Origin of the sequence: Methylobacterium sp. 190mf (assembly GCF_900107945.1) — a bacterium.
In the GTDB taxonomy this organism is placed as follows: domain Bacteria; phylum Pseudomonadota; class Alphaproteobacteria; order Rhizobiales; family Beijerinckiaceae; genus Methylobacterium.
This window is the reverse complement of sequence record NZ_FNVI01000036.1, coordinates 20,102-43,973: the sequence shown is the minus strand read 5'-3', so window position 1 is coordinate 43,973 and position 23,872 is coordinate 20,102. Positions and strand designations below refer to the sequence as shown.

Here is a 23,872-nt window from a genome sequence, read left to right as displayed (position 1 = left end):
GGTCGGGCAGGAGATCGAGGACGGTGTGACGTTCGAGGTCGACGAGCATGGTGCCGTAGCTGCGCCCGCGCCGCCAGGCCCACTCGTCGATGCCGACGATGCGGGGCTCGGGCTGTGTCGGCAGAGGCGCCGCACGCACGAGGCGCACGAGGGTATCGCCACTCACGGGCATCGCGAGACGATGCGCCATACGGGCGGCGGGTGCACCACCGAGGGCGAGACCGAGATGGCGCTGGAGCACGCGCAGCCGCTCGGATCGGCGGGCGTGAGCGACAGCGACGTCACCGACGCTCTCGCTGAAGGTCCGCCGCGGGCAGGCTGGGTTCGCACAGCGGAAGCGTCGCAGCCGGAGGCGCAGGTGGACGGACCGGCCCTGCCAAGGCAAATCGGCGAGGGTGCGCTCGCAGTGACCGTGCTTGCGGCCCGCGGACGATCGACAGGTGGGACAGCACGTCGGGCCCGGACGGGGTACGACGCGCACGATGAGCGGGTCGGTCGCTGGCTCGACGCCGACGACGGTCAGGCCATCGGGCACGAGGGCAGGATACGGCGGGGCATGGCGTCCTCCGGAAAGCCGATCTCCGGAAATGGGGCACGTCACGCCGGCCGGCACACTTCGCCACACGAAGTGCGGAAGAACCAGTATTCAACGCCCGCTGACATAAGGTCCATACACGTAGTGATACTTGCCTTGTGTCGCCTCTGTGATCGTGAAAATCTCACCTGGACGACCCCTGGCTACACCTCGTTGTGCCGTGACTGAAGCGTCGAACCAGCTCATAGGATCTCTCTCGCAAAACGGGCTACCATCACGAACAGCAAGAGTTCCGAATCGTAGTAGCTATGCGGTCATCTGCAGAACATCAGTACCTCAACGCCGAATTGAAACCTGTCCGGAGATTCCGTTCGACTCTGCGCCGCCAGTTAGGTAGCGCTCACAGTATTCCTCGAGACTGAGCTGTCGGCTCATGCTATCGCGACGGAGTACGGCGTAGGCTTCGTCGTCGTTAAGCCCTTGCTGTGCCATCAGGCGAACTACGGCCTTGATCACCGACCTGCGGCGCCGCCGGCGGTCCTGATGCTCTTCCAACTCGTCGGCAACGGTCTTACGCTGCAAATATTGATTGATTCCCAAGACGAGCGCCGTGTAGACGGCGCCGGCGTAGATGGGCTTCCGCAGAAACGCTGTCGCGCCTTGAACCATGAGCGCCTTGAGGCGGCTTGGCGCTTCGACGCCCACGAGACCGATCACTGCCGCCGGCGGTAGACCGACGACGAGCATATCCGACGTCAGCACCCGATCAACATCGCCATCGACGAACAACACGTCGGATTCCGGCCGGAGCCCGGATGGCTCCAGCTCGAAGCCGGCGTCTGACGCTTCGTGGCGCTGGACCTCAAGACCCAACTTGGTCAGGACTGCCACGAGGGTCTCGACCCCGCCGCCATCCTGCGCAAAGATGTGGCCCCGCATGCCGCGGAAATTTTGGCGGAACATCGACGTCATCAGCGCACCACATGGAGTCGAGCCGCAGGCGCGAGCCAGTCTGTCGCGGAGAACCGCACGAGGTAAGGATCGGGCCGAACCGCTGCGGCCTCCTGCCAGATGACGTCGAACGAACCGTCGCCTCGGGATCGGCCGATACGCGGGGTCAGGTAAAGATGCATGGTCTCGCCGTCGACGCGGATGCCACCTTGAGGCGCATCTAGCCGTCCACCGCTGAGCGCCGCGCGAACGGCGCTGACCTCGTCCGTGCCGGCCTCGATTATTGCCTGTGCGAGCAATTTGACCGCGATGTAAGAAGCCTCGCCGTCGGCAGAAGTCCAAGGCATGCTCGGATAAGCGGCAGCATAGTTTGACACGAACGCGTCGTTTTGTGGCGTGCGGATCGTCGAAAAATAGACGCTCGAACTAATGTGGCCATCCCTTGCATCAGACGCGATGTCCATGAGTTCCGGCTCGGATAGATTGCAGCTAGCGATGGGTATGATGCTGGGTTGGTGCAATCCCTGCCGGCGGCAGGCTTCACGCATCGCGCGGAAGAATTCGTAGCCGCTTACTCCGATCAGGGAGGAGAATACAAAATCAGGACGCAGCGAGAGTATGGTACCAACAATTTGATCGAGACCCGTTTCGCCGACCGGCAGATATCGTTCGGCCAACACCTTGCCGCCCCGAGTCTGAACTATCTCTCGCAAAATTCGACTATTCTCCCATGCCCATATGTAATTCGATCCGACACAATAGGCCCGATTTCCGAAATTTGACATCATATAATCGATAAGAGGGATTATGTGCTGATTAGGCGCCGCCCCCGTGTAGACAACATTGTTGGAGCTTTCAAAGCCTTCGTAGTGGGAAGGATACCACAACATGCCATCGTATTTCTCGAAGACAGGGATTACTTCCTTGCGGCTGGACGAGGTGTAGCACCCGACGACATGACGGACGTCGGTCGCGAGAAGCCCCGCGGTGATCGGGGCGTACCGCGTCAGGTCGCCGCCAGGGTTGGCCAGGACAGCATCGAGCGCCACGACACCTGCAGCATTGACTTCGGCAACCGCGAGCAGCGCGCCGTTCAGCATGGAATTGGAGACGGTGCTGTAAGGTCCCGTGGACGAAAACATCAGGCCAATGGAATAGGCGCGCTTGCTCATCGGATCGCCGCGTCAGTTAAGCCCGATGTACGGGCGAGAGATGGCGCCGTTGCCGGTGCGAACAGCTTGCCCCGCACCATCGTCCGAGAGCGAAGTATAAGCGCCATGATGAGCGTCTTTGCTCGACGCAGAGCGTCAGGTTTTACGGCGCCACACGGATTGTCAAGAGCACGCACTCACGATTGAATCGGCCCTGCTGCTAGACAAATGGCGAGCAAGCGATCAAGCACATGCCAAAAAATCGGGCTTGACATGATTTGCGGTCAATCTCAGTCTAGCTCTGCGTTGGGCGACGATGCTCAAGAAGACGCACCGTACGAAAGCAATCACGACTCGGCATCGGAGCCCGCAGCGATACGCTGACGGGTTTTTCTGCGTTCGATTCGCGCCTCTTCGTTCGAGAGGCCGCGCATTCGAGGGCGGGCGAAACTCCCGGGCTTCGCCGATGGTTCGATCGTCGGCTGATGAGAGAGTTCGCTCGCGCGCAGGTCTGAAGCGCCAGCTTTCCCTAATTCGTTCGAACGCAGGGGGCATCGATATGAAGGTGCAGCATTTCCTCGGTGGCCTTGAAAATCTCGGTCCCGTTAGCGTCGAGAAACGCGTATTCGTCGAGCCATGGGAGGCGCAGCTCTTCGCTGTCCATACGACCATGATGGGCACAGGCATTTGGGCGTGGCCGGACCTTCGCGTCTTGGCGGAAGCGATGAATCCGCTCGATTACTTTAAATATAGATATTATATTAAGTGGCTTGGCGGAATGTGTCATTTCCTCATTTCAAAGAATTACATCTCCCAGAAGGAACTTGAAGAAAGAACTAAGTACTATCTCGATAATCCTGAAGCTGACCAACCGAACTCAGGAAACAGCGACGTCACGCCTCGCGTCATCGAGTATTTTTACAAGGGCGCCAACCCCTATCGGGACGTCGCGGTTGACCCCTTATTTAAGGTCGGCGACATGGTACGCGTAAAAGATATGCCTCCCGCAGTACATACCCGCCTCCCTGGGTATTTAAGGAACAAAACCGGCATTGTCGAGACAGTTTATCCAGGTGCATATCTCTACGCCGACAACGTTCCGACTGACGGGATCTGCACTGCACAACCCGTTTATCTCATAAAGTTCAAAACGCGCGATTTGTGGAACGACATCCCGGATAAGGGTGACATGTTGTACAACGACTGCTTTGAGGCTTACCTCGAAGCCGCGTAGTCACTGCGGATCTATTATGAACAATAAACTGATTTGACAGCCAGGGGCGCGACATGAGTGACGACCATCACCACCATCACCGCGAGAGCGAGAGTTATTACGCGGCGCGGACAAAAGCTCTGGAGTCACTATTTCGCGAAAAGGGCATGATCGGCACCGACACGGTCGATCGGGTCATCAACTTCTTTGAACACGAAATGGGTCCGTTCAATGGCGCCAAAGTCGTGGCGAAAGCCTGGACGGATCCAGCGTTCAAATCCCGCCTGCTTGCCGATGCCAACGCCGCGATCGCGGAACTCGGCATGCGCGACGGCATCGAGGGCGAAAACCTGAAGGTGGTCGAGAATACGGCCGGCACACACAACCTCGTGTGTTGCACTCTTTGCTCATGCTGGCCCTGGCCACTTCTCGGGCTGCCGCCCTACTGGTTCAAGGATCCCGTGTTCCGCGCCCGCGTCGTGCGCGAACCGCGCGGCGTACTCTCCGATTTCGGCGTCGTCCTGCCTGAAGACAAGAAAATCGAGATCTGGGATTCGAGCGCCCAAGTTCGCTACTTCGTGATTCCGGAGCGGCCGGCCGGAACTGACGGTTGGACGGAAGAGCAATTGGCGGCTTTGGTATCGACCGAGGCGATGCAAGGCCTCGGTCTCGCAGTCACTTGACGCGGAGACCACCTATGGATGCCTATCTCGACGATCTCACCGGTCGTGGCGCGATCCCGCGGAATTGCGAAAGCCTGCTGTTCGATGAACCCTGGCAGGGGCGCGCTTTTGGGATGGCGCTCGCCCTCGCCGAAGCGAAGTCCTATCGATGGGAGGATTTCCGACAGAGCCTGATTCGAACCATCGGCGACTGGGATAAGTCCCACATGGCTGACGACCCAACTTGGAACTACTATCAACAATGGCTCGCAGCATTCGAGCAGCTCGCGCTCGATAAAGGCCTAATCGACCCCAGAGAACTAGATCAGCGTACCGAGGAGTTTCTTCATCGCACGCGTGACGAAGTAATTTGAATCGCCGGGCATTACTGGGCCTCAATCTTCGAAGGTCGGCGCGGGCGACACATCGCCCGCGCCGCAGCCAAGATGTTCCATAATGATCAATTCTTTAGCAGTCAGCGTTGACCTTCTTGGCGGACTCTTCACTGGATTGTTCCTGGCAACCGACACGTTCCTGATCTGGGCAGCTTTCGTCGCGTGGGCGTCTTTTTTTTACCATTCGGGCGGCCGTGCCGCGGCGTTCAGGTCCACGCTGGTGTCAAATCTGTTTGGTGTCTGGGTCGCCTGGACGGCGGCCCTTGCATTCGCGAGTGTTCCCCCGGGATCGCTCGTCGGGTCCGCAATCATCGCCACGTCCATCATTATCTACATTCTGGGCGCCCATATCCGGACGTTCTCGTCGGTACCGGCGGCAACCTACGGCTACCCATGCACATTCTCCTTCCTCACGCCGCGTCCTGAAGCCTTTAAGCCAACGGCGATGCTATCGTTGTCCAGTCACCACGCACTGTTCATTGTCCCCTTTTTCAATGGCTATCGGAGCATGCTTCGCCTATGCCTCAGCCCTCCTCACGGCGGCGATTCATAAATCTTTTGACAAAGGTGTCTTTAAGGCGGCGTAATCAACTACTCGCCACCGCAAGCCATTCATACTTGCGCGATAGCATTGCGATCTAATAAAGCAAAGCCATCGCAGAACTAATTTATTGTCAATCCGAAGTTTCATATCGCGCGGCTGCCAACTGGTCGACGTTCTAGGTGAAAAGGAATAAAGCCGTGCGCTTCGACGACCTAATAGGCCGAACCTTTCCGCGGCCTGTCTGCTGTCAAATTGGCGTCCTCTACTTCGGTCTGCTCCTGACCAACCTGGCGGTTTGGCTCTGGGCATATACGCTTTTCGTCGATCAAGCGGCGCTGCTCTCGACCGCATTGTTAGCTTATGTCTTTGGTATGCGGCATGCCGTCGATCCAGACCACATCGCCGCCATCGACAATGTCACGCGCAAGCTCATGCAAGATGGCCAACGGCCTGTTTCGGTCGGTCTATGGTTCGCGCTCGGTCACTCGACCATCATCGTCATTGCCGCTGCCGCCGTGATTTTTGCTGCTAAAAGCCTGATCACGACGTCGGATGGCTACCGTGATCTGGGTAGCCTCGTCAGCACGAGCGTGTCCGCCGCTTTCCTGATCCTGATTGGGGTCACGAATTTCGTCGTTCTCAGTGGTGTGTGGCGTACTTTCCGTCGAGTTCGGTCTTCAGGCCATTACGTTGAAGAAGACGTCGACATGCTGCTCACACAGCAGGGTTTTCTTGCTCGGTTTTTGCGACCGCTCTTCCGGTTGGTGACCCGTCCATGGCACATGTATCCATTGGGTTTTCTATTTGCGTTGGGCTTTGATACGGCCACCGAGGTGAGCCTTTTTGGACTTTCAGCTGTGGAGGCGAGCAAAGGCAGCGGGATTTGGACAATCCTCGTATTTCCGGCACTTTTTACCGCTGGCATGGCCTTGGTAGATGCGACAGACGGCGTGCTGATGCTAGGGGCCTACAGCTGGGCGTACGTCAATCCCTTGCGCAAATTACTTTACAATCTCACGATTACGCTGGTTTCGGTTGTGATTGCGCTGGTCGTCGGCGCGCTTGAAGCATTGAATCTGGTCGGTGACAAGCTCGGTTTTCAGGGTCAGTTTTGGACCTGGTTGAGCGATGTTAACAGTAGCTTCACCGTGGTCGGCTTCGGGATCATCGGCCTGTTCGCCATCGCATGGTTAATCTCATTTATCGTCTACCGCATATATGGCTTTGATGAAGCCTCGCTTACACAGAACTGAGCCTTCCGAGCTGAAGAACAAAAGTGAGCGCCCGTTCCGAGGCTTTGATCTGAACGAGTGCGAGTAGTAGACTGTTAATGGCGGTCCGGTGAGGCAGCTTGGTGATACTGCCCGAAGGCCGATTAAGCGTCAGCGTTCCGCTTCCGGTACTCGACGGCGATCGTGGGATAGATGATCCGTCTCGGCATAATCCCGCGGAACAGATGCCCCTCACTCGTAATGGCCCACGGCGCCATGCGCCGCGCCTGGGTTGCTCGGAAGCTTGGAAGGCTTTCGAAGCTCTGGGTGTTCTCTAGGCAGGCGTGCACTGCCAACTTCAGTATGTCCTCGGTCACAAGATAGAAGCCTACCGGCACGCCAGCTTCAGGTAATTCGTATTTATAGTAAGGCCTTCGATCCTGCAGCAGGTCTGCCAGTGGAACGTCGGTGGATGCGCCCAACGACCCGGGTCGCCGGGCGCAACGGATCAGCGGTTTGGTAGCGTACGGCCGAGGAAATCCTGAATGAGGGGGACAATCTCATCCGCTTTATCTTCCAGCGCGAAATGGCCTGAGTCTATTAGGTGGAGTTCGGCCTGCGGATTGTCGCGCAGATATGCCTTGGCGCCGGCAGCCGGGAAGATCGCGTCGTTGGCGCCCCACACGATGAGAGTCGGAGGCTTGCGGGCTCTAAAGAACGCCTGAAATTCTGGATAGAGAGCGACGTTTGTGCGGTAATCGTAAAATAGGTCCAGCTGTATTTGGTCGTTGCCAGGCCGATCGAGCAACGTCTGATCGTGCATCCACGTGTCGGGATCCACCCGAGTAGGGTCCTTTACGCCGTTTAGATACTGCCACTTCGTCAATTCAGGTGTAAGCACCTTGCGCAGCACATTGCGATTGGCGGCCGTCGGATCAGCCCAAAGGTCTTCGACAGGCTTCCAGAAATCTTGGATGCCATCCTTGTAGGCGTTTCCGTTCTGAACGATGAGGCCGGTGACTCTCTCCGGATGTCGGAGTGCGAGGCGAAGGCCAACCGGTGCACCGTAATCCTGTATGTAGAGAGTATAGCTCTTGACGTCTATCTGGTCGAGAAATGCGTCCACGACGTCTGTCAAATGCGTGAACGTATAGGCGAATGCGGTGTGATCTGGCGCACTTGATCGACCGAAACCTGGGTAGTCGGGCGCGATGACGTGATAGCGGGCGGCGAGAACTGGTATAAGGTTGCGATATTGAAACGACGAACTCGGAAAGCCGTGCAACAGGAGTACGGTAGGAGCATCTTTGGGTCCTGCCTCGCGATAGAAGATGTTAAGACCGTTCACCTCGGCGGAGCGATAGTGAACGATCGGACTCGCAGGCTGGGTATTTTCCTGGCGCGCAGCGGCGGACTCGACGGTAGCCGGTATCCCGAGCGTCAGGGCCGCTGCGGCAAGCGTGTTTATTGCCGCCATGCCAAGCATGTTCATAGTGAATCCTTTAAACATGATCTTCTCCTTGAGAGATGCTCACCGACACATTTCGAGGTCGGTGTTTCGACTGCGCCCATCGGGACGACCGCCATTACGAACTGAATCCACGATTTCGGGCACCGTATATGACTCAGATGTCAACTTGAGCCTTTTTATAACCTGATAGGTGCTTCGCAGACCTCGATGACAGCGCGAAGCACGTGCAGCTGCTTGAGGCCGCTTCCCGCGGCACGACTTATCATTTTGTTGCGACTTTTATTCAGAAGGGTTTTCAGTATTATAGCTGAACGGGTCATTTGGCCGACCAGGGGCCGACGCTGACGCCGTTCCGGATTGTACCTCTACTTCGGGCCGCAGCCCGAATCAGAAGGGTTCGTCTCGGTCCAAACCGCGGTGTACGAGGGGGCGGCTTCGGGCAAGAACTCCCCCCAACGTCGGGATCGGCCCGCTGCGAGGCAGCCGCGTTCAGAGCGACCATCGCGGAGGTGGCCGCTCGGAGTGATCTTGAAGTCAGCGTGTTGTGCCATCATTCGGAGATGTCACGGGTGTATGTCTCTTCGCGAAGCCAGATGGCGTGCGCGAAGCCTCCGATGATGATCTAGCGCCATTTTGCACGCGAGACGCTCAAGCTCGACCTGAACGCTAATCGCATCGACTTTCAAGCATTCAGAAAGACGACGATTGCGTCTGCGATGGTCGCGGCATGTGTCTCCAGTGCGAAGTGTCCCGTGTCGAGGAAGCGTACCTGCGCATCCGGTATATCGCGGCGGAACGCCTCGGCTCCGGCGGGCAGGAAGAACGGGTCGTTCTGTCCCCAGATCGCGAGCAGGCGCGGCCGTTGCGTCCGGAAATAGCCCTGGAAGGCCGGATAGAGCGCGACGTTGCTGGCATAGTCGCCGAACAGGTCGAGCTGGATCTCGTCGACCTCGGGCCGCTGGATGTACCATGCGTCGAGGGCACTCCCGTCGGGCGAGACCAGCGCGGTATCCGGCACGCCGTGCTCGTACTGCCAGCGGATCGACGCGGGGGTGAGCAGTTCCCGCAACGCTTGGCGGTTGGCGGCACTCGGGTCCCGCCAATAGCGCTGGATCGGGTTCCAACCCTCGCTTAGCCCCTCCTCGTAGGCGTTGCCGTTCTGCGAGATGATGGCGGTCACCCGTTCCGGATGCGCCATGGCCACGCGGAAGCCGGTGGGCGCACCGTAGTCGAAGACGTAAAGCGCGTAGGTCTCCAGCCTGATCACTTCGGTGAAGCGGCCGATGACCTTGGCCAGCGCGTCGAAGCTGTAGGCGAAGGTGTCGCGCGGCTTGATCTCCGACAGGCCGAAGCCCGGTAGGTCCGGGGCGACAAGGTGGAAGCGGTCCGCCAGGAGCGGGATCAGGTCACGGAACATATGGCCGGACGAAGGGAAGCCGTGCAGCAGGAGAAGCGTCGGGTTCGTCGGGTCTCCGGCCTCCCGATAGAAGATGGTGAAGCCGTCGACGTCGGCAGTGCGATAGCGGATCTGGGTCATGACAAGCGTCCTTCGGGGCGAGCGTGACGGCGGCCGAGTCAGAGAACTGACCCGGAGGTGGCTGACGGTGCTGTGGACATGAGCAGGGTCAGCTGCGCTCGCCGTTGGCAGGATGGCTTGTAGCCTCTCACTGAGGATGGGATAATCAAGCTTGACCGAGAGTGACCTTCGCGAAAAATGAGAGGCTATGGTGGATCGGCTCGAGGCCATGACAATCCTGGTCGCCGCCGTAGAGACCGGGAGCCTCTCGGCGGCCGGGCGCAAGCTCGGGATTCCGCTACCGACCGTCAGCCGCAAGGTCGCGGACTTGGAGGATCATCTCGGGGTGCGCCTGCTTGTACGCACGACCCGCACGCTCACGCCGACGGATGCCGCTGCTCCCTATATAGAGGCATGTCGACGCCTGCTCGGCGAGATCGACGCGACAGAGCGTGCAGTGAAGGGCGAGTACAGCGAGCCCCGGGGCGAGCTGACGATGACGGCGCCGTTGGTCTTCGGACGCCTCTACGTGCTGCCGGTGATCAACGCTTTCCTCTCCCGGTTCCCCGACATCACCGTTCGGCTAATCCTGACAGACCGAGCTCTGGACCTCGTCGAGGACCACGTTGACTTAGCTGTCCGCATCGCACACCTGCCGGACAGCGACTTGATCGCAGTCCGGCTGGGAACCATCACCCGGGTAGTCTGCGGCTGTCCGGCCTTCATGGCCGCCCACGGAACGCCGCAGACGCTCTCAGACCTCGCTGAGATCCCATGCGTGACCTTCAGCGATTTGGCCGCCGGTCCAGGGTGGCTATTCGCGACGTCGGATCGCAAGGCTATCCAAGCGGTGCAGGTCCGGTCGCGCCTACACGTCAACACCGCCGAGGCAGCCCTCGACGCCGCGGCGGCCGGGGTCGGTCTCACTCAGGTGCTATCGTACCAAGCAGCTCCCCTCGTCGCGGCAGGGCGGCAGGCGCTCGTGCTTCGGCCGTTCGAGCTCGACCCGATCCCAGTCAGCCTCGTCCATGTAGGGAACGGACGCCTCCCGCTGAAGCTACGAGCATTCCTGGACTTTGCGACGCCGCGCATCCGCTCTACGCTGGGTGCCGTGGGGTGAAGTCACAGCCCTCGCTCCCCTAGTGATCGGCTCCCGACGGAAGTGTCCTAGACGGGAAGATGACGGGCGCGGCGGATGCTGACAGGCTTTATGAATGCGCATAGGTATCACCTCCATGCTGACGACTTCGGACCGGAACGGGGCTGAGGCCTCGGTCGCCGGCGGCAATACGGTCTAGATGTTCGGTCCCGGCATGTGGTGTGACGGGTCGAGCCTGAAACGTTCGGGCTCTTTCGTCCAGGTCTGGCAGATGAACTCGTAGGGGGTGAGGCCGCGCAGGGTCTTGAGCCGGCGGCCGTAGTTGTAGGCATCCACGAACAGCTGCAGGTGCTGCCGGAGCTCGTCATGGCTGACGTAATGGTAGCGCTTGACCGTGGCGTCCTTGATAGTGCGGTTCATCCGCTCGACCTGACCGTTCGTCCACGGGCAGCGCGGCTTGGTCAGACGATGCTCGATCTTCGTCTGCTCGCAGGCCCAATCGAACGAGTGCCAGCGGTAGATGCGCGGCCGATCCTGGGTCGCCCAATAGGCCGCCGCCTTGGCCTCGGCCTGCTCGTCCACCGGATGATTGTCGGCGAATTGGATGCCGTTATCCGTCAGCACCGTGTGGATCGTGTACGGTACGGCGGCGACCAGATCGTGCAGAAAGGCTGCCGCGATCCGCTGTGTTGCCTTCTCATGCAGTTGAACGAAGGCAAACTTGCTCGTGCGGTCGATGGCTACGAACAGGTGTAGCTTGCCCTGTTCGGTGCTGACCTGCGCGATGTCGATGTGGAAGTAGCCGATCGGGTAGGCCTTGAAGCGCGAGCGCTTGGGCTTGTCGCCGTCGAGATCCGGCAGGCGGCTGATGCCGTGACGCTGCAGACAGCGGTGCAGCGACGAGCGGGTCAGATGCGGCAGGCTCGGCTGCAGCGCGTAGAGGCAGTCGTCGAGCGGCAGCAGGGTATGCCGCCGGAAGGCGACGATCACCGCCTCGTCCTCCAGGCTGAGCACGTTGGACCGGGGCTCCTTCGGCCCCATCCGCGCATCCGTGCTGGTCTGGCGTGAGCGCCACTTCTGCACGGTCGTGGCGCTGATGCCGTAGCGCTTGGCAGTGGCCCTTACGCTCTCTTGACGAGCTTGGATTGCCCGACGGATCGTCCTGTCGTCGTGGCGCTGCCGTGGAGAACCTGTCCCATAGCGCGTCCCTCCATGCGGCATCAATCGTACCACCACACTGCGGGACCGAACATCTAGAGGCACGTCTGGCGTGTCTGCATCGTGCTGTTGAGCGCCGCGACGTCGCGCGGGCGTCAAGCCCTGCGCGGTCCAAGTCGAGGGTCGCGTCTGATCTGCGCCTGACAGGCGCCCTGCCCAGAACTCGCTCGCAAATTGTGCTGTTGCTTGACCGACAGCGGTCAATGTATTGCCATGGAATCCTGGCCGGAGTACGCGCGCCAGGCTAAGGTCCGTTTTCGGGAACGGCCGATGGTCGTCGACATGGCTGGCATGGGTCGGAAGCGGGGCGGCAGCCAGCGATTGTCCCTACGGTTACCGCCTGAAGGACCTAGTCGGCCTTCGAGCCAAGCTGGATCTTCCTGGCGATCTTCGAACGCCGCGCAGAGTAGCTCGGGGCGACCATCGGATATTCGGACGGTAGGACTTACCAAGTCTGGAACCTGACCCAGTACAAAACACACGCCACGTCAATCTGACCACCGTCTCGAAAATCGGGAAGATGCCTCCCGATAGCAGCGGGTTCTCGGCCGAGTGGTCCCGAGATATCTCGGCCTTACCGCCCGACGCCACATTTCGGATCACGGGTGTCAATCGATAACTCCTTTGGGATGTCCTTCGCACAGGCCCGATCGGCGGATTCGACATCTTTTGCTGAGAGGCGAACGGGTCGAGCCGCTCATCATCCCGCAATCGTGAGACGAGCCATGACCCCTCATCAGCATGGGATCGAGACAACCAAGGGCGTGCAGGCCAAGTCAACGCGGCGGCATCTGCTCGTTGGCGCTGCCCTCGCGGCGGGATTGAGCACGGCAGGCGCCATCCCTGCTGAGGGCCAGCCAGCAATGGAGGACGACGTTCGTCACGGCATGATCCGGGCCGACGGTGTGGACGTCTTCTACAGAGAGGCTGGCCGCCCAGATGCGCCGGTTTTCCTGCTCCTGCACGGCTTCGCAAATTCCTCCTTCTACTTCCGCCATCTCATGCCAAGCCTGGCGGACCGGTTTCGCCTGATCGCGCCGGATCTGCCGTCCTTCGGCTTCACGGTGGTTCCGGACGACCGAGGCTACGTCTATGACTTCGCGTCACTATCGCGTACAGTGGAGGCCTTCGTCGATGCCCTCGGCCTCAAGCGTTACTTTCTCTATACGTTCGACTACGGCGCTCCGGTCGGTTGGGACTTGGCGCTCGCCCATCCTGACCGCATCGCCGGCATCGTGTCTCAGAACGGCAACGCCTATCTGGAAGGGCTCGGCGAGGCGGCGTGGGCGCCGCTCCGGGCCTACTGGGCGAAGCCGAACGAGGCCGCCGTGGACGCCATCCGCGCCCGCATGACGCTCGAGGGCGTCAAGGCGCCCTACTTCCACGGCGTACCCGACCCGTCCGTGATTGAACCGGAGGCGTACACGCTTGATGCGGCCATCCTAGCGCGACCGGGCAACGCGGGTCGCCAAGTCAAGCTCAAGCTCGACTACAAGCGCAACTTGGAGCGCTACCCGCTGATTCAGGCCTTCTTCCGCGAGCGCCGCCCGAAGCTCCTCGCGGTATGGGGTCGCAACGATCTTTTCTTCGTACCGCCCGGAGCCGAGGCTTTCCGGCGTGACATTCCGGACGCGCGCGTCACTTTCCTCGACACCGGGCATTTCGCGCTGGAAACCAACGGGGCGGACATTGCGCGCGAGATCAGAGGCTTCTTCTGAGATTCATCTAAGGTTTGCATTGGCTTCTCCGGGCAGACCCGCATCTTCGCCAACCACTTGTCGCCGGCGTTGGTCGGTGGTTCGGAGCTCAAGACTCTTCGCGCGGCGACGCGCAAGGAAGGCGCAGTCAGATAACCTGCTCTCGTCTGAACAGAATGTTTCACATGAGCCAGCAGAATGTTAAAAACAGGCGCGCTTCGGATCGAGCCGTAGAGCGCTTCCCCACTCGCCGTTCCAGGCCTCGGTCATGCGAGGCGACGGCATCGCTTTGATCTGAATGGCAAGGAGGGCTGCAATGGCGCCAACCGTCTCCGGATTGTACCACTACCCGGTGAAGGGGTTGAGCGCGCAAGCTCTGTCCAACGTGCGGCTGGTCCAGGGCGAGGGCTTTCCCATGGACCGGATCTATGGCCTTGCACGCCACGACAGTGGTTATGACGCGGTCAACTATCAGCCACTGCCGAAAACGCGCTTCATAGTCCTCGTGAAGGAGGAGCGGCTTGCAGGCCTCTCGACCTTCTTCGACACCAAAACGCATAGGCTCGAAATACGCGTGCAAGGCCAGCTTGTTCTGGAAGAAAATCTGGATACGGAAGCCGGCCGGCGGAGACTGAGTAAGTTCTTCTCACACATGTTTGATCTTGATGCTGGCAAAGAACCGACGATAGCGGTCGGAGGAGATAATCGTTTTACCGACATCTCCGTCCATTCGAAGCTGATGATGAACGCGATCTCATTGATGAATCTTAATAGCGTTCGTGAGTTCGGAGCACGCATTGACGCTCAGATCGATCCGATGCGCTTCCGAGCCAACCTCTATTTCGACGGGCTTGATGCGTTTCAGGAATTCGAACTGCTGGGCAGGGAGATTGAGATCGGCTCCGCGAGACTGCGGATTTTCAGGAGAACTCGGCGCTGCGCCGCCACTGACGTGGACCCAACGACGGCCGAGCGGAACATGGCAATCCCACGCTCGCTCATGAAGAACTATGGTCATGCCGACATGGGAGTCTATGCCGAAGTTCTCGAAGGGGGATCCGTAGAGATCGGTTCCCCTGTCACGATCCGATGACGGAGGCGACCATGACCTCAGGAAACGGTATGTCGCTTCAGATACACGCGCGAAGGATGCTGACGGAGGCGATCTGTGAGTTCGACCTTCGACGGTCGGATGGCGGCCCGTTGCCTGAGTTCGAAGCGGGAAGCAGCCTCATCGTGCAAACGCCGTCCTCGGAGCGCCGGAACTACTCGCTGTGCAATGACGATCGCGAACGACACCGCTATGTCATAGCGGTCAAGCGTGAGCCGACGTCGCGCGGCGGTTCACAGAGCATGCATGACGAGGCTCACGAACGCGTCGTGCTCGAAGTGGAGTTGGCGCAGAATGGCCTAAGACTCGGGCACGGGCGACGTCATCTTCTTGTTGCCGGCGGGATCGGTATCACTCCGATGATGTCGCTGATTCGCCGGCTCACCAAAGATTCGCTCAACGAATTTAGGCTGCTCTATCTTGCCCGCTCTCAGGCTGAAGCGGCCTATGCGGAGGATCTCGGGCGGATGGAGCTTGGAGGCGCATTGACGTGTCACTTCTCGTCAGAACATGGCGGGAGACGTTTCGACATCCGGCCCATGCTGAAGGACAACGGCACTGGAACCCACTTGTATTGCTGCGGACCGGATCAGTTGATGCGAAGCATCGGGCTCAATTCAATTCACTGGCCCCGCAGCCATGTGCATTTCGAACGCTTTGGCTCGCTCCCCAAAACCAGGGCGGGAGACCAGGCATTCTCCGTCAGGCAAGTCTCGACGGGAAGGATTTTTCATGTCGGCGAGGACGAAACGATCTTGGATTCGCTGCGTCGGGCAGACTTGAAGCCGGACGCCTCCTGCGAAAGTGGCACGTGTGGAAAATGCCGGATGACATTGGTGGCGGGCGAGGCGGATCATCGCGACATGTATCTCGCACCGGAAGATCGCCTCTCGTCGATCATGCCGTGTGTTTCGCGTGCAGCCGGTGGTGCCGAACTGGAACTGGACTTCTGACAGGCAACTCCGCCTACTTCCATCTGCAAGCGGGGCGAGGCGTAGCCGTGCTGCCCGAGAATAGCTGACATCGTAGGTGGTCGTCCCCGATGGATGTCATCGACGATCCGGTTGTTTCGATTGGCCTTACGGGGTGAGCGCGGAGACCTAAGCCAAGCTCATTAGTTGCTGTCGCCTCCCGGGAAATGCCGCCGATCTGCCCCTCGATCGGGCTTGTCGACCAGGGTAACGCGAGCGCAGCCTCGTCCACGGCACGTTTAAGCGAGAGACCCTCGACGAACCGGCGCAGCAAACCGGCTCGGCCGGGTGCCAGCCCCGGTGCCGAGGTGCAAGAACGCGGTGGCGAAACGCTTTGGAGCAGCCCGTCGCCGGTGCCAAGCGCAGCCTGGGGGTCACCGTCCCGGATACGCATCCTGGGACTTATACCAACTCTCACTGATCAGAACTCATGAGCCCAGGCCCGCAGGCCGATGGACATGATGCGCCAGGGCTGATCGATGAGCTTGTTCCAGGCGTCGCAGCACTGATCGAGGATGGCCTCGTATGACGCAAAGATCCGGTTGCCGAGCCAGTTCTCACGGATGAACTGCCAGAGGTTCTCGACCGGGTTCAGTTCGGGCGAGCGCGCTGGCAGCGGCAGCAGCGTGATGTTGGCCGGCACGATAAGCTTCTGGGTCATGTGCCAGCCAGCCTGATCGAGCAGCAGCACGGCGTGCGCACCAGCGGTGACGGCCCTGGCAATCTCGGCCAGATGCAGGTTCATCGCCTCGGTGGTACAGCGGGGCATGACGAGCCCGGCTCCCGTGCCACGAGCCGGGCAGATCGCACCGAAGAGATAGGCGGAGGCGGTGCGCTGGTCCTTTGAGGCTGCGGGCCGTGTGCCGCGGCGGGCCCAACGACGTGTGATGGAGTTCTTTTGACCGACCCGAGCCTCGTCGGAAAACCAGATCTCTATCGGCTTGCCTCCGACAGCCTGCGCGACCTCCGCCAAGCGAGCCGGGAAGGCTTTTTAAAAGCCGGGATGGCGTCCGGATCCTGAGCGTGATGGCGCGGACGGGCTGAGAGCTTCCGGTAGCCCATGCTCCGCAGAACTCGGCTCAGCGTCTGCTCGGAGACTGAGACGCCGTGGTCCTCGAACAGGATCTGAGCCAGATCGACCAACCGCCAGCGCACCACCCCGTGCGCGGCTGGCACCGGGCCTTGCTCGACCAGGGCCTTCAGCGCGGCACGCAGATCCGCATTCAACCGCGGGCGGGCACCGGGAGCCTTGCCGCCGATCAGCCCATGTGGCCCCTCAGCGTTGAAGGCGAGCACCCAGTCCCGCACGGTCTGAAGCCCAACCCCACCGAGAGCGGCCGCCTCGGAGCGCAGACTGCCCGCGTAGATCGCCGACAGAGCCAGAAGGCGGCGGGTCTGATCCGGATCGCGCGAGCTCTTGGCCAGAGTTCGCAGGGCCGCGGCATCGAAGTCTGGCCGCAGCGGCACAGGAGCGGCCATCCCATCCTCCTCAGGCTCCAAACCCGAGGACAGAATCACAACCCGCTCGCCACCGCTACCCAGCGTGAGTCCTGCTCAACGAGACTTGGTATTACCGAACATGATCCGGTGGCGCATCTCACGGAAGGTGACTTCGGCGCCTTCCTCCCGGGTGATGAGTGAGACAGCGACCGCCACGAGGAAGGATAGCGGCATGCTGATGATGGCCGGGTTCTTCATCGGGATGAACCACCAAGATCGCGAGACTTCGGTGAGGTTTTTCCCGAGCACGTCGACCTGAATGGTGGGTGACAGCCAGATCATCAGGAGGGCGGAGAACGTCCCGACCAGGATGCTGGCGACTGCCGCCGGGGTCGTGAACCGTTTCCAGGCGATGGACAGCAGCAGTGCCGGGAAGTTCGCGGAGGCCGCAACGGCGAAGGCGAGCCCCGCCATGAAGGCGACGTTCTGGCCCTCAAAGACGATGCCCAGGAACACCGCCAGGGCGGCGATGGCGACCGTCGCGATCCGTGCGACCGTGAGTTGCTCGCGCTCGGAGGAGTGCCCCTGGCGAACGACGTTGACCCAGAGGTCGTGGCAGACCGTCGCCACCCCGGACAGCGTCAGCCCGGCGACGACCGCGAGCATCGTCGCGAACGCCACGGCGCAGATGAAGCCGAAGAACCCGCTTCCCCCGATCGTGAGGGCCAGGAGGGGGGCGGCCATGTTGCCGCCGCCCCCGGCCTTGGTCACGATCTCGGGTCCGACGAGGACCATCGCCCCGAATCCGATCACGAAGACGAGGAGGTGGAACGAGCCGATGATGCCGGTCGCGTAGAGGATCGACATCCGGGCCTCCTTCACGTCCGGGACCGTGAACGCCCGCATCAGGACATGGGGCAGCGCGGCGGTCCCGAACATCAACCCGACACCCAGGGAGATCGCGTCCCAGCCGCTCCCAGCGACCTTGGAGCCCGGCTGGAGCACGCGGTCGCCATACTTCTCGGCCGCGGCCGAGAAGAGGTGCAGCGGGTTCATGTCAAAGTGCGCCAGCACCAACAGCGCCAGGATCAGGCCGCCGATGGACAGGAGCACCGCCTTGATGACCTGCACCCAGGTCGTCGCCAGCATGCCGCCGAACAGCACGTAGACGAGCATCGCTGTCCCGACCACGATGACCGAGACGGTGTAGGGCAGCCCGAACAGGAGTTTGATCAGTGAGCCCGTCGCGACCATCTGGGCGATCAGGTACAGGAGGATGACGGTCAGCGTCCCGACGGACGCGGCCGTCCGCACCGGCCGTTGGCGCAGGCGGTAGGCGACCACGTCGGCGAAGGTGAACTTGCCCAGATTGCGCAGCGGCTCGACGATCAAGAACGAGATGATCGGCCAGCCGACCAGGAAGCCGATGGAGTAGATCAGCCCGTCGAAGCCGTTCGAGGTAATGATACCGGCGATGCCCAGCAGCGCCGCCGCGCTGAGGAAGTCACCAGCCAGCGCCCAGCCGTTCTGCCAAGCCGTGATCTGCCCGTCGGCGGCGAAGAACTGCTCGGTCGTCCGCGTTCGCCGAGCGGCCCAGTAGGTGATGCCGAGCGTCAGCGCCATGAAGACGACGAAGAAGGTGACGGCGAGGGGATTGTTCGCGGCTTGCATCGTGCCCGGCCCTCAGTTCGTGATGCGGCGCACGGCCGGGTCGTAGAAGCGGTTCGCCCAGACCACGTAGACGAGGCAGAGCGAGAAGGAGCCGACGATGACGCCGGCCCCCAGGAGGATGCAGAGCGAGAGACCCGGGACGAGGATCGTGCCAAGCGTCGGCTTCGCGAAGGCGAACATCCCCATGAACGTGAAGTACATCAGGATCATCACGACGCTCAGGGCCGTGGCGACCCGCGCTCTTTTCCGGGAGAGGTCCATGATGCGGTGATCGTGCTCGGAAACGGGATGCCTGTCGGGCGAAAGCATGCCGGGTCTCCATTGCTTGTGGGATTCGAGAAAAGGGAGTTCTGAACGCAAACTCTCGGGGCGGCGCGGTCTTGCCATGGGAGCCGGCCGCGTCGGGAATGCCTCAGTTGCCCAGGCGCCGCAGCGGGGGAGCCACGGCTTGGTCGCCGCCGTCAGGCCCCGACCATGCGAGCACCGGACCAAAGGCGCCCGGGTCACCACCCGCGCGGTCGGCCCCTTGCGCGAACGAGGTTGCGGCCGCGGCCTCGAAGCTGGCCGGCTCACGCGGCGTCCGGTCGACGTTCAACTGGAAGATGTCGAAGCGGTTGTAGTAGCCGACCACGTCGTGGAACTGCTTGGGCTCCACGCAGTCCGCGACGTCGATGTCGGCATAGAGGATGCGCTCGCCACCCTGGTGTGGCTCGACGACATGTGACCCGGTCGGATCCAAGACCATGGAGACACCCGCGGGCGTCCGCTCGACGATGTCGGCCAGGGCGGTATCGCCGTCGCATAGGACCGATCTCGCCATGTCGTCGAGGACGGCGGAGCAGACGATGTTGAAGACCTTGGCCTCGAAGGCGTGCGCCCCGGCGCGGATCTCGATGGCCCGCTTCAGATCGTAGGCCGCGCTTTCGCCCGGCGGGCGGGTCGGCCAAGCCGGCGGGTAGGTCGAGATGTGGACCTGCTCGCCCTGTGCCATGAGGGCGTAGCGGGCCAGGGGGTTCGTGTTCTCGCCGCAGATCAGCATGCCGACCCGTCCGATCTCGGTCTGCGTCACGCGCAGGCCCCGGGCGTCACCGTTCGCCCAGACGAGCTTCTCGTAGAAGGTCGGGACGAGCTTGCGGTGGTGGTTGAGGATGGCGCCGTCGCGCCCGATCAACACGTTCGAGTTCCAAAGGCATCCGACGCTAGCCTGGGTGCTTTCGCTGAACCCAAGGGAGACAAGAACGCCGTGCCGCCGCGCCGCGGCACGCACCGCGCCGATCTCGGGGCCGTCGAGTCGGACGGACTGGGCCGCCAGTCGCTTGAACAGGTCGTGGTTGTGGATCGGCGCGCGCAAGGCCACCCAGAGGGGAAAGCCCGGCATGTAGCCTTCGGGGAAGACCACAAGGTCCGCACCAGCGCGAGCAGCTTCGCCGATCAGCGCCACGGCCTTCTCAGCGGAGCCGGCGCTGTCGAGGTAGACCGGCGCGACGTGACAGGCGGCAGCCTTGAACTGCGGGTATTCGGCGGGCATTCGCGCGGCTCCAATTCGAGGGACACCGCCGTTTCAACAGAGACCCGCCATTCGGCGAAGGCCGGAAATATGCAACGCGCAGTGCGCTGATGCCGCCCTCTGCTCAAAATTCGTTCAGATGGGCTGCCTCATCGGTGAACAGGCTGGTGAGAAAGCGGGTGACCGCGCGAACTCGGCCGACACATCCGATGTCTTCGTGCACGCCGAGGTAGAGATCGCGGCGCACCACTACCGCGTCCGGAAGCACGGGGACCAGCGCCGGGTTGGTCTTTGCCGAGAAGAGCGGCAGCAGGCCGATGCCCGCGCCTGCCGCGACGGCCTTCTGCTGGGCGGCCATGCTAGTGGAGCGGAAGACCACGTCGGTCGGCTTCCGGATCTCCGACAGCCAATGCGCCGGCTCGATGGCGATGAGGTCATCGACATGATCCACGAAGTCGTGGTCTTGCAGGTCGGTGCGGGTATCGGGCCCGTCTCGTCTGATCAAGTATGATTTTGAGGCGAACGGGGGCAAGCGAAATTCGCCAACCCGCCGCACACTTAGGCGCGGGCCCTGGGGCGGTACGAACGACACGGAAATGTCGGGCTCGTGCTTAGTCAGATTGATGAGGTGGCGTTCGGAAACAAGCTCGACAACGATACCGGGCATTGTCGCTGTCAACTCGGCAAATCTGGCCGACAGGGAATACGCGGCAATACCTTCCATGCTGGCGGCTCGCACGCGGCCCGCCATCTGTGTTTCATCCTGTAGGACGCTCCACCGCCGGCACGGCGCCCGCAAAGGCAGCACGGGAAAGACACCGATCCCAGGCTGTCAGGGCGGCATGGGCTGCACGCCGCCCGGCGGCTACTTGGATCGCCCCAAGCCGCGATTTCACGCCTGGGGCGATGCAGGTTCGAGTCGAGCGATCAAACCGCCGGGGCCATGCTTCGCGCCACGTCGGCGGCGCTGATGCCCTCCAGGGCCAGGCCGTAGCCGGAGCCTTCCTCGACCAGACGGCGCAGGCGCTGCGTGAGCGCGATCCGCGTATAGCGGCCCGTGAGCGGCGGCAGGGCGGCGATCCCGTCCGCGATCTCGTGCGCCCGCGTCAGCAACCGGTCCCGCGGCAGGATCTCGTTGACCACGCCCCAGTCCTTAGCCGTCTGCGCGTCCAGCACCTGCCGCGTCAGCAGGAAGTACCGCCCGCGGATTGAGCCGATCACCTCAGGCCACAGGATGTGCATGCCGTCGCCCGGCACGATCCCGAACTCAAAGTGCGGCTTGTCCTGGAAGACCGTGTCGGGCGTCGCCAGCACGATGTCGGTGAGCAGCGCGTACTCGCTGTGCAGCAGGACCGGGCCGTTCAGCGCGGTGATCATCGGCACCTCGATGTCGAGGATGTTGCTGAGCACCTTGCGGCCCTCCCGCAGGATCTTGTCGTAGCCCTGCGGCGTGAAGAAATCGAAGCCGTCGGGGTTGATCGCGTCCATGAACGCGTCACCCGCCCCGGTCAGGATCACCGCTCGGTTGTCGCGGTCCTCGCCGATGGCGTGGAACAGGTCGACGAACTGCTCATGGGTGTGGCCGTTGAAGACGAGCTTGTCACCGTCGGTGTGGAGCATGACTTCCAGAACGCCGTTCGGCTTGCGGGTCAGGCGGGCGTTGGGGAAGGCGTCGCGGTAGGTCTCGAAACGGGCCATCGGTGCTGTCCTCGTGGTGGCCGAACTCGTTCGGTCGGCATGAGGACGAGATAGACGGATCCGTTCGGCCGCGGACGACCCCGCGAAGCGATAAGGGTTATGCCGCCGTGGAATGGGGCTCCCGAGCCCCGACCATCGTCGCCTCGACGAAGGCGGCGAAGAGACGTGCCTTGGCGCTGGCCATGCGGCCGGTGGGGAAGACCGCCCACAGGTCAATGTCGGGCAACGCCCAGGGCTGGAGCAGCCGCCGCACCGCGCCGCTCGCCAGTTCGGGAGCGAACATCCAGTCCGACGCGATGGTGAGCCCGATATCGGCCAGCACGGCCGCACGCAGGCCCTCGGCCGCGCTGACCCGCACGCGGCCATGCACCGTCACCGACACCTCGGTGCTGTCCCGCGTGAAGGACCAGACATCGGGCAGCTGGCTGTAGATCACCGCCTCGTGCCCGGCGAGGTCCGCCGGGCTGCGCGGTTCGCCCGCGCGGGCGAGATAGCCGGGGGTGGCGAGGACCGAGCGCGCCCCGGTCGCGAGCTTGCGTGCGACGGCGGCCGAGTCTGGCAGCGCTCCCATGCGCAGCGACAAGTCGATCCCCTCGCTGACGAGATCGATCACCCGGTCGTCGAGGATGATCTCGATGTCGAGATCCGGGTGCTCGGCGAGGAAGCGCGGCAGCATCGGCACCACGTGGAGCCGGGCGAAAGTGGTCGCCGCCGAGACGCGCAGCCGCCCCGAGAGCCCGGCGCCCGCGCCGCGGGCGACGCGCTCGGCCTCGTCCGCCTCGGCGATGGCGGCCCGCGCCCGCTCGTAGTAGCGCAGGCCCGCCTCCGTAGGGCTCAGGCCGTGGGTCGAGCGGACGAGCAGGCTGACCTGCAGCCGGTTCTCCAGCTGCGCGATCGTCTTGGAGACCGCGGGCTGGCCGACGTTGAGGAGCCGGGCGGCGCCTGAGAAGGAGCCGGACTCCACGACCCGCACAAAGGTGGCCATCGCTTGATACCGGTCCACGCCATTCCTCCTTGGAATGAGCGTTATCGCCCTGTGCCGTCTGCCCTGTCCATCGGGGGAGGCGCATCAATCCGGCCGTCTCCACCGCATCGGCGCGGTGGTCCCGCCGGAGCAATGTGGACATGTTCGAGGTCTATGCCTTTGCCACGCCCAACAGCATCAAGGTTCCCATCGCGCTGGAGGAACTCGATCTCCCTTACGTCCTGCACGGCGTGAATGTGCGTCAGGGTGAGCAGAAGGCACCAGCGTTCGTGGCGCTGAACGCGAACGCGAAAGTGCCGGTGTTGATCGATCCGACGGCGGCCGATGGACGGTTGGTCCTGACCGAGTCCGCGGCGATCCTGGTCTACCTCGCCGAGATGAGCGGCCGGCTCATGCCGCCGGACGGCGAGGGCCGGGCGCGCGTGTTCGAGCAGCTGTTCTTCCACGCGTCCGGGCTCGGCCCGGCATTCGGGCAGGCGGGCTTCTTCCAACGTCAGGCCGCGGAGCCGCAGCCGCTCGCCATCGCTCGCTTCTCGGCCGAAGCGAACCGCACGCTGGGCGTGCTCGATGGCATCCTGGCTGAACGCCGCCACGTCGCCGGCGATGCCTTTACGATCGCCGACATCGCCCATTTCGGCTGGCTCTGGCGGCGTGAGTTCGCCGGCGTGAGCTTCGAGAACACGCCGCATGTCGCCCGCTGGTACGACTCGGTCGCGTCGCGTCCCGCTGTCCAGCGTGCAGTCGAGCGGGTGAACGCGCTCATCCCGCAGACCTGACCGGCCGCACGCCACCGGACTCGTCCCACGCCGATCCATCCCTGCGAGCC

Annotated in this window: 21 protein-coding genes and 3 pseudogenes; 10 read left to right on the top strand and 14 right to left on the bottom strand. The window is 62.1% G+C overall.

Going from position 1 to position 23,872, the window contains the following annotated elements:
• Nucleotides 1–661 precede the first annotated feature (661 nt).
• The 3 genes and pseudogenes from C4T42_RS32920 to C4T42_RS28330 all read right to left on the bottom strand — a co-directional run.
• A pseudogene (locus tag C4T42_RS32920) lies at nucleotides 662–781 on the bottom strand (acetamidase); the annotation flags it as partial.
• Between the two features lie 90 nt (nucleotides 782–871).
• Nucleotides 872–1,507: an ANTAR domain-containing protein gene (locus C4T42_RS28335; protein ID WP_103986308.1), complete on the bottom strand. Its 636-nt coding sequence runs from the start codon at nucleotides 1,505–1,507 to the stop codon at nucleotides 872–874.
• A complete protein-coding gene (locus C4T42_RS28330; protein ID WP_103986307.1) occupies nucleotides 1,507–2,658 on the bottom strand; it encodes a transporter substrate-binding domain-containing protein in 1,152 nt (383 codons plus the stop codon). Before C4T42_RS28330 ends, C4T42_RS28335 begins: the two co-directional genes overlap by 1 nt.
• A gap of 538 nt (nucleotides 2,659–3,196) precedes the next feature.
• Here C4T42_RS28330 and nthB point away from each other — a divergent pair.
• From nthB to C4T42_RS28305, 5 genes are all read left to right on the top strand, one after another.
• A complete protein-coding gene (gene nthB, locus C4T42_RS28325) occupies nucleotides 3,197–3,871 on the top strand; it encodes a nitrile hydratase subunit beta (protein ID WP_103986306.1) in 675 nt (224 codons plus the stop codon).
• Nucleotides 3,872–3,924: 53 nt separating this feature from the next.
• Complete coding sequence (gene nthA, locus C4T42_RS28320) at nucleotides 3,925–4,533, top strand: nitrile hydratase subunit alpha (RefSeq protein WP_103986305.1); 609 nt, start codon at nucleotides 3,925–3,927, stop codon at nucleotides 4,531–4,533.
• Between the two features lie 14 nt (nucleotides 4,534–4,547).
• Nucleotides 4,548–4,886, top strand: coding sequence for a nitrile hydratase accessory protein (locus C4T42_RS28315; protein WP_103986304.1), 339 nt, complete (start codon nucleotides 4,548–4,550; stop codon nucleotides 4,884–4,886).
• Between the two features lie 82 nt (nucleotides 4,887–4,968).
• On the top strand, nucleotides 4,969–5,460 hold the full coding sequence (locus tag C4T42_RS28310) for a DUF1097 domain-containing protein (RefSeq protein WP_103986303.1): 492 nt from the start codon (nucleotides 4,969–4,971) through the stop codon (nucleotides 5,458–5,460).
• Between the two features lie 188 nt (nucleotides 5,461–5,648).
• The gene (locus C4T42_RS28305; RefSeq protein ID WP_244603300.1) at nucleotides 5,649–6,704 is read left to right on the top strand and encodes a HoxN/HupN/NixA family nickel/cobalt transporter; all 1,056 of its coding nucleotides are present in this window, start codon (nucleotides 5,649–5,651) and stop codon (nucleotides 6,702–6,704) included.
• Nucleotides 6,705–7,170: 466 nt separating this feature from the next.
• Here the strand turns inward: C4T42_RS28305 and C4T42_RS28295 are convergent, their stop codons facing one another.
• Together C4T42_RS28295 and C4T42_RS28290 are read right to left on the bottom strand one after the other, a co-directional pair.
• Complete coding sequence (locus C4T42_RS28295; RefSeq protein ID WP_244603299.1) at nucleotides 7,171–8,172, bottom strand: alpha/beta hydrolase; 1,002 nt, start codon at nucleotides 8,170–8,172, stop codon at nucleotides 7,171–7,173.
• A 643-nt stretch (nucleotides 8,173–8,815) separates the two neighbouring features.
• Entirely contained in the window at nucleotides 8,816–9,670 is an 855-nt protein-coding gene (locus C4T42_RS28290; protein ID WP_020096165.1) for an alpha/beta hydrolase, read from the bottom strand.
• Between the two features lie 190 nt (nucleotides 9,671–9,860).
• Between C4T42_RS28290 and C4T42_RS28285 the strand changes: the two genes are divergently transcribed.
• Nucleotides 9,861–10,769, top strand: a complete 909-nt coding sequence (locus C4T42_RS28285) for a LysR family transcriptional regulator (protein WP_026605412.1) — start codon at nucleotides 9,861–9,863, stop codon at nucleotides 10,767–10,769.
• Between the two features lie 174 nt (nucleotides 10,770–10,943).
• On the opposite strand, the pseudogene C4T42_RS28280 reads toward C4T42_RS28285, so the two are convergent.
• A pseudogene (locus tag C4T42_RS28280) lies at nucleotides 10,944–11,947 on the bottom strand (IS481 family transposase).
• Between the two features lie 368 nt (nucleotides 11,948–12,315).
• Nucleotides 12,316–12,396 (bottom strand): annotated as a pseudogene (locus tag C4T42_RS28275) (MucR family transcriptional regulator); the annotation flags it as partial.
• 295 nt (nucleotides 12,397–12,691) lie between these two features.
• On the opposite strand from C4T42_RS28275, the gene C4T42_RS28270 reads away from it, so the two are divergent.
• The 3 genes from C4T42_RS28270 (at nucleotide 12,692) to C4T42_RS28260 (ending at nucleotide 15,727) form a co-directional block, all read left to right on the top strand.
• On the top strand, nucleotides 12,692–13,684 hold the full coding sequence (locus tag C4T42_RS28270; protein ID WP_020096163.1) for an alpha/beta hydrolase: 993 nt from the start codon (nucleotides 12,692–12,694) through the stop codon (nucleotides 13,682–13,684).
• Nucleotides 13,685–13,979: 295 nt separating this feature from the next.
• Nucleotides 13,980–14,756 carry an MOSC domain-containing protein gene (locus C4T42_RS28265; protein WP_181049235.1) on the top strand — a complete coding sequence of 259 codons (777 nt, stop codon included), beginning with the start codon at nucleotides 13,980–13,982 and terminating at the stop codon, nucleotides 14,754–14,756.
• A gap of 11 nt (nucleotides 14,757–14,767) precedes the next feature.
• The gene (locus tag C4T42_RS28260) at nucleotides 14,768–15,727 is read left to right on the top strand and encodes a PDR/VanB family oxidoreductase (RefSeq protein WP_181049234.1); all 960 of its coding nucleotides are present in this window, start codon (nucleotides 14,768–14,770) and stop codon (nucleotides 15,725–15,727) included.
• A gap of 439 nt (nucleotides 15,728–16,166) precedes the next feature.
• On the opposite strand, the gene C4T42_RS28255 is transcribed toward C4T42_RS28260, so the two are convergent.
• From C4T42_RS28255 to C4T42_RS28225, 7 genes are all read right to left on the bottom strand, one after another.
• A protein-coding gene (locus C4T42_RS28255) for an IS630 family transposase (RefSeq protein WP_103986299.1) occupies nucleotides 16,167–17,263 on the bottom strand; the annotation gives its coding sequence in 2 pieces (ribosomal slippage) (nucleotides 16,167–16,732 and nucleotides 16,732–17,263; 1,098 coding nt in all).
• Nucleotides 17,264–17,299: 36 nt separating this feature from the next.
• Nucleotides 17,300–18,856, bottom strand: coding sequence for a cation/acetate symporter ActP (locus C4T42_RS28250; RefSeq protein WP_103986298.1), 1,557 nt, complete (start codon nucleotides 18,854–18,856; stop codon nucleotides 17,300–17,302).
• Nucleotides 18,857–18,868: 12 nt separating this feature from the next.
• Complete coding sequence (locus tag C4T42_RS28245; protein WP_026605410.1) at nucleotides 18,869–19,165, bottom strand: DUF485 domain-containing protein; 297 nt, start codon at nucleotides 19,163–19,165, stop codon at nucleotides 18,869–18,871.
• 103 nt (nucleotides 19,166–19,268) lie between these two features.
• Complete coding sequence (locus C4T42_RS28240) at nucleotides 19,269–20,384, bottom strand: carbon-nitrogen hydrolase family protein (protein ID WP_020096159.1); 1,116 nt, start codon at nucleotides 20,382–20,384, stop codon at nucleotides 19,269–19,271.
• Between the two features lie 103 nt (nucleotides 20,385–20,487).
• Nucleotides 20,488–21,114, bottom strand: coding sequence for a substrate-binding domain-containing protein (locus tag C4T42_RS28235; protein ID WP_103986297.1), 627 nt, complete (start codon nucleotides 21,112–21,114; stop codon nucleotides 20,488–20,490).
• A gap of 176 nt (nucleotides 21,115–21,290) precedes the next feature.
• On the bottom strand, nucleotides 21,291–22,061 hold the full coding sequence (locus C4T42_RS28230) for an enoyl-CoA hydratase/isomerase family protein (protein ID WP_020096157.1): 771 nt from the start codon (nucleotides 22,059–22,061) through the stop codon (nucleotides 21,291–21,293).
• A gap of 97 nt (nucleotides 22,062–22,158) precedes the next feature.
• Nucleotides 22,159–23,064, bottom strand: a complete 906-nt coding sequence (locus tag C4T42_RS28225; protein ID WP_103986296.1) for a LysR family transcriptional regulator — start codon at nucleotides 23,062–23,064, stop codon at nucleotides 22,159–22,161.
• 122 nt (nucleotides 23,065–23,186) lie between these two features.
• On the opposite strand from C4T42_RS28225, the gene C4T42_RS28220 reads away from it, so the two are divergent.
• Nucleotides 23,187–23,822 (top strand): glutathione binding-like protein, encoded by a 636-nt coding sequence (locus C4T42_RS28220; protein ID WP_020096155.1) that lies wholly within the window; start codon nucleotides 23,187–23,189, stop codon nucleotides 23,820–23,822.
• The last annotated feature ends 50 nt before the right edge of the window (nucleotides 23,823–23,872 follow it).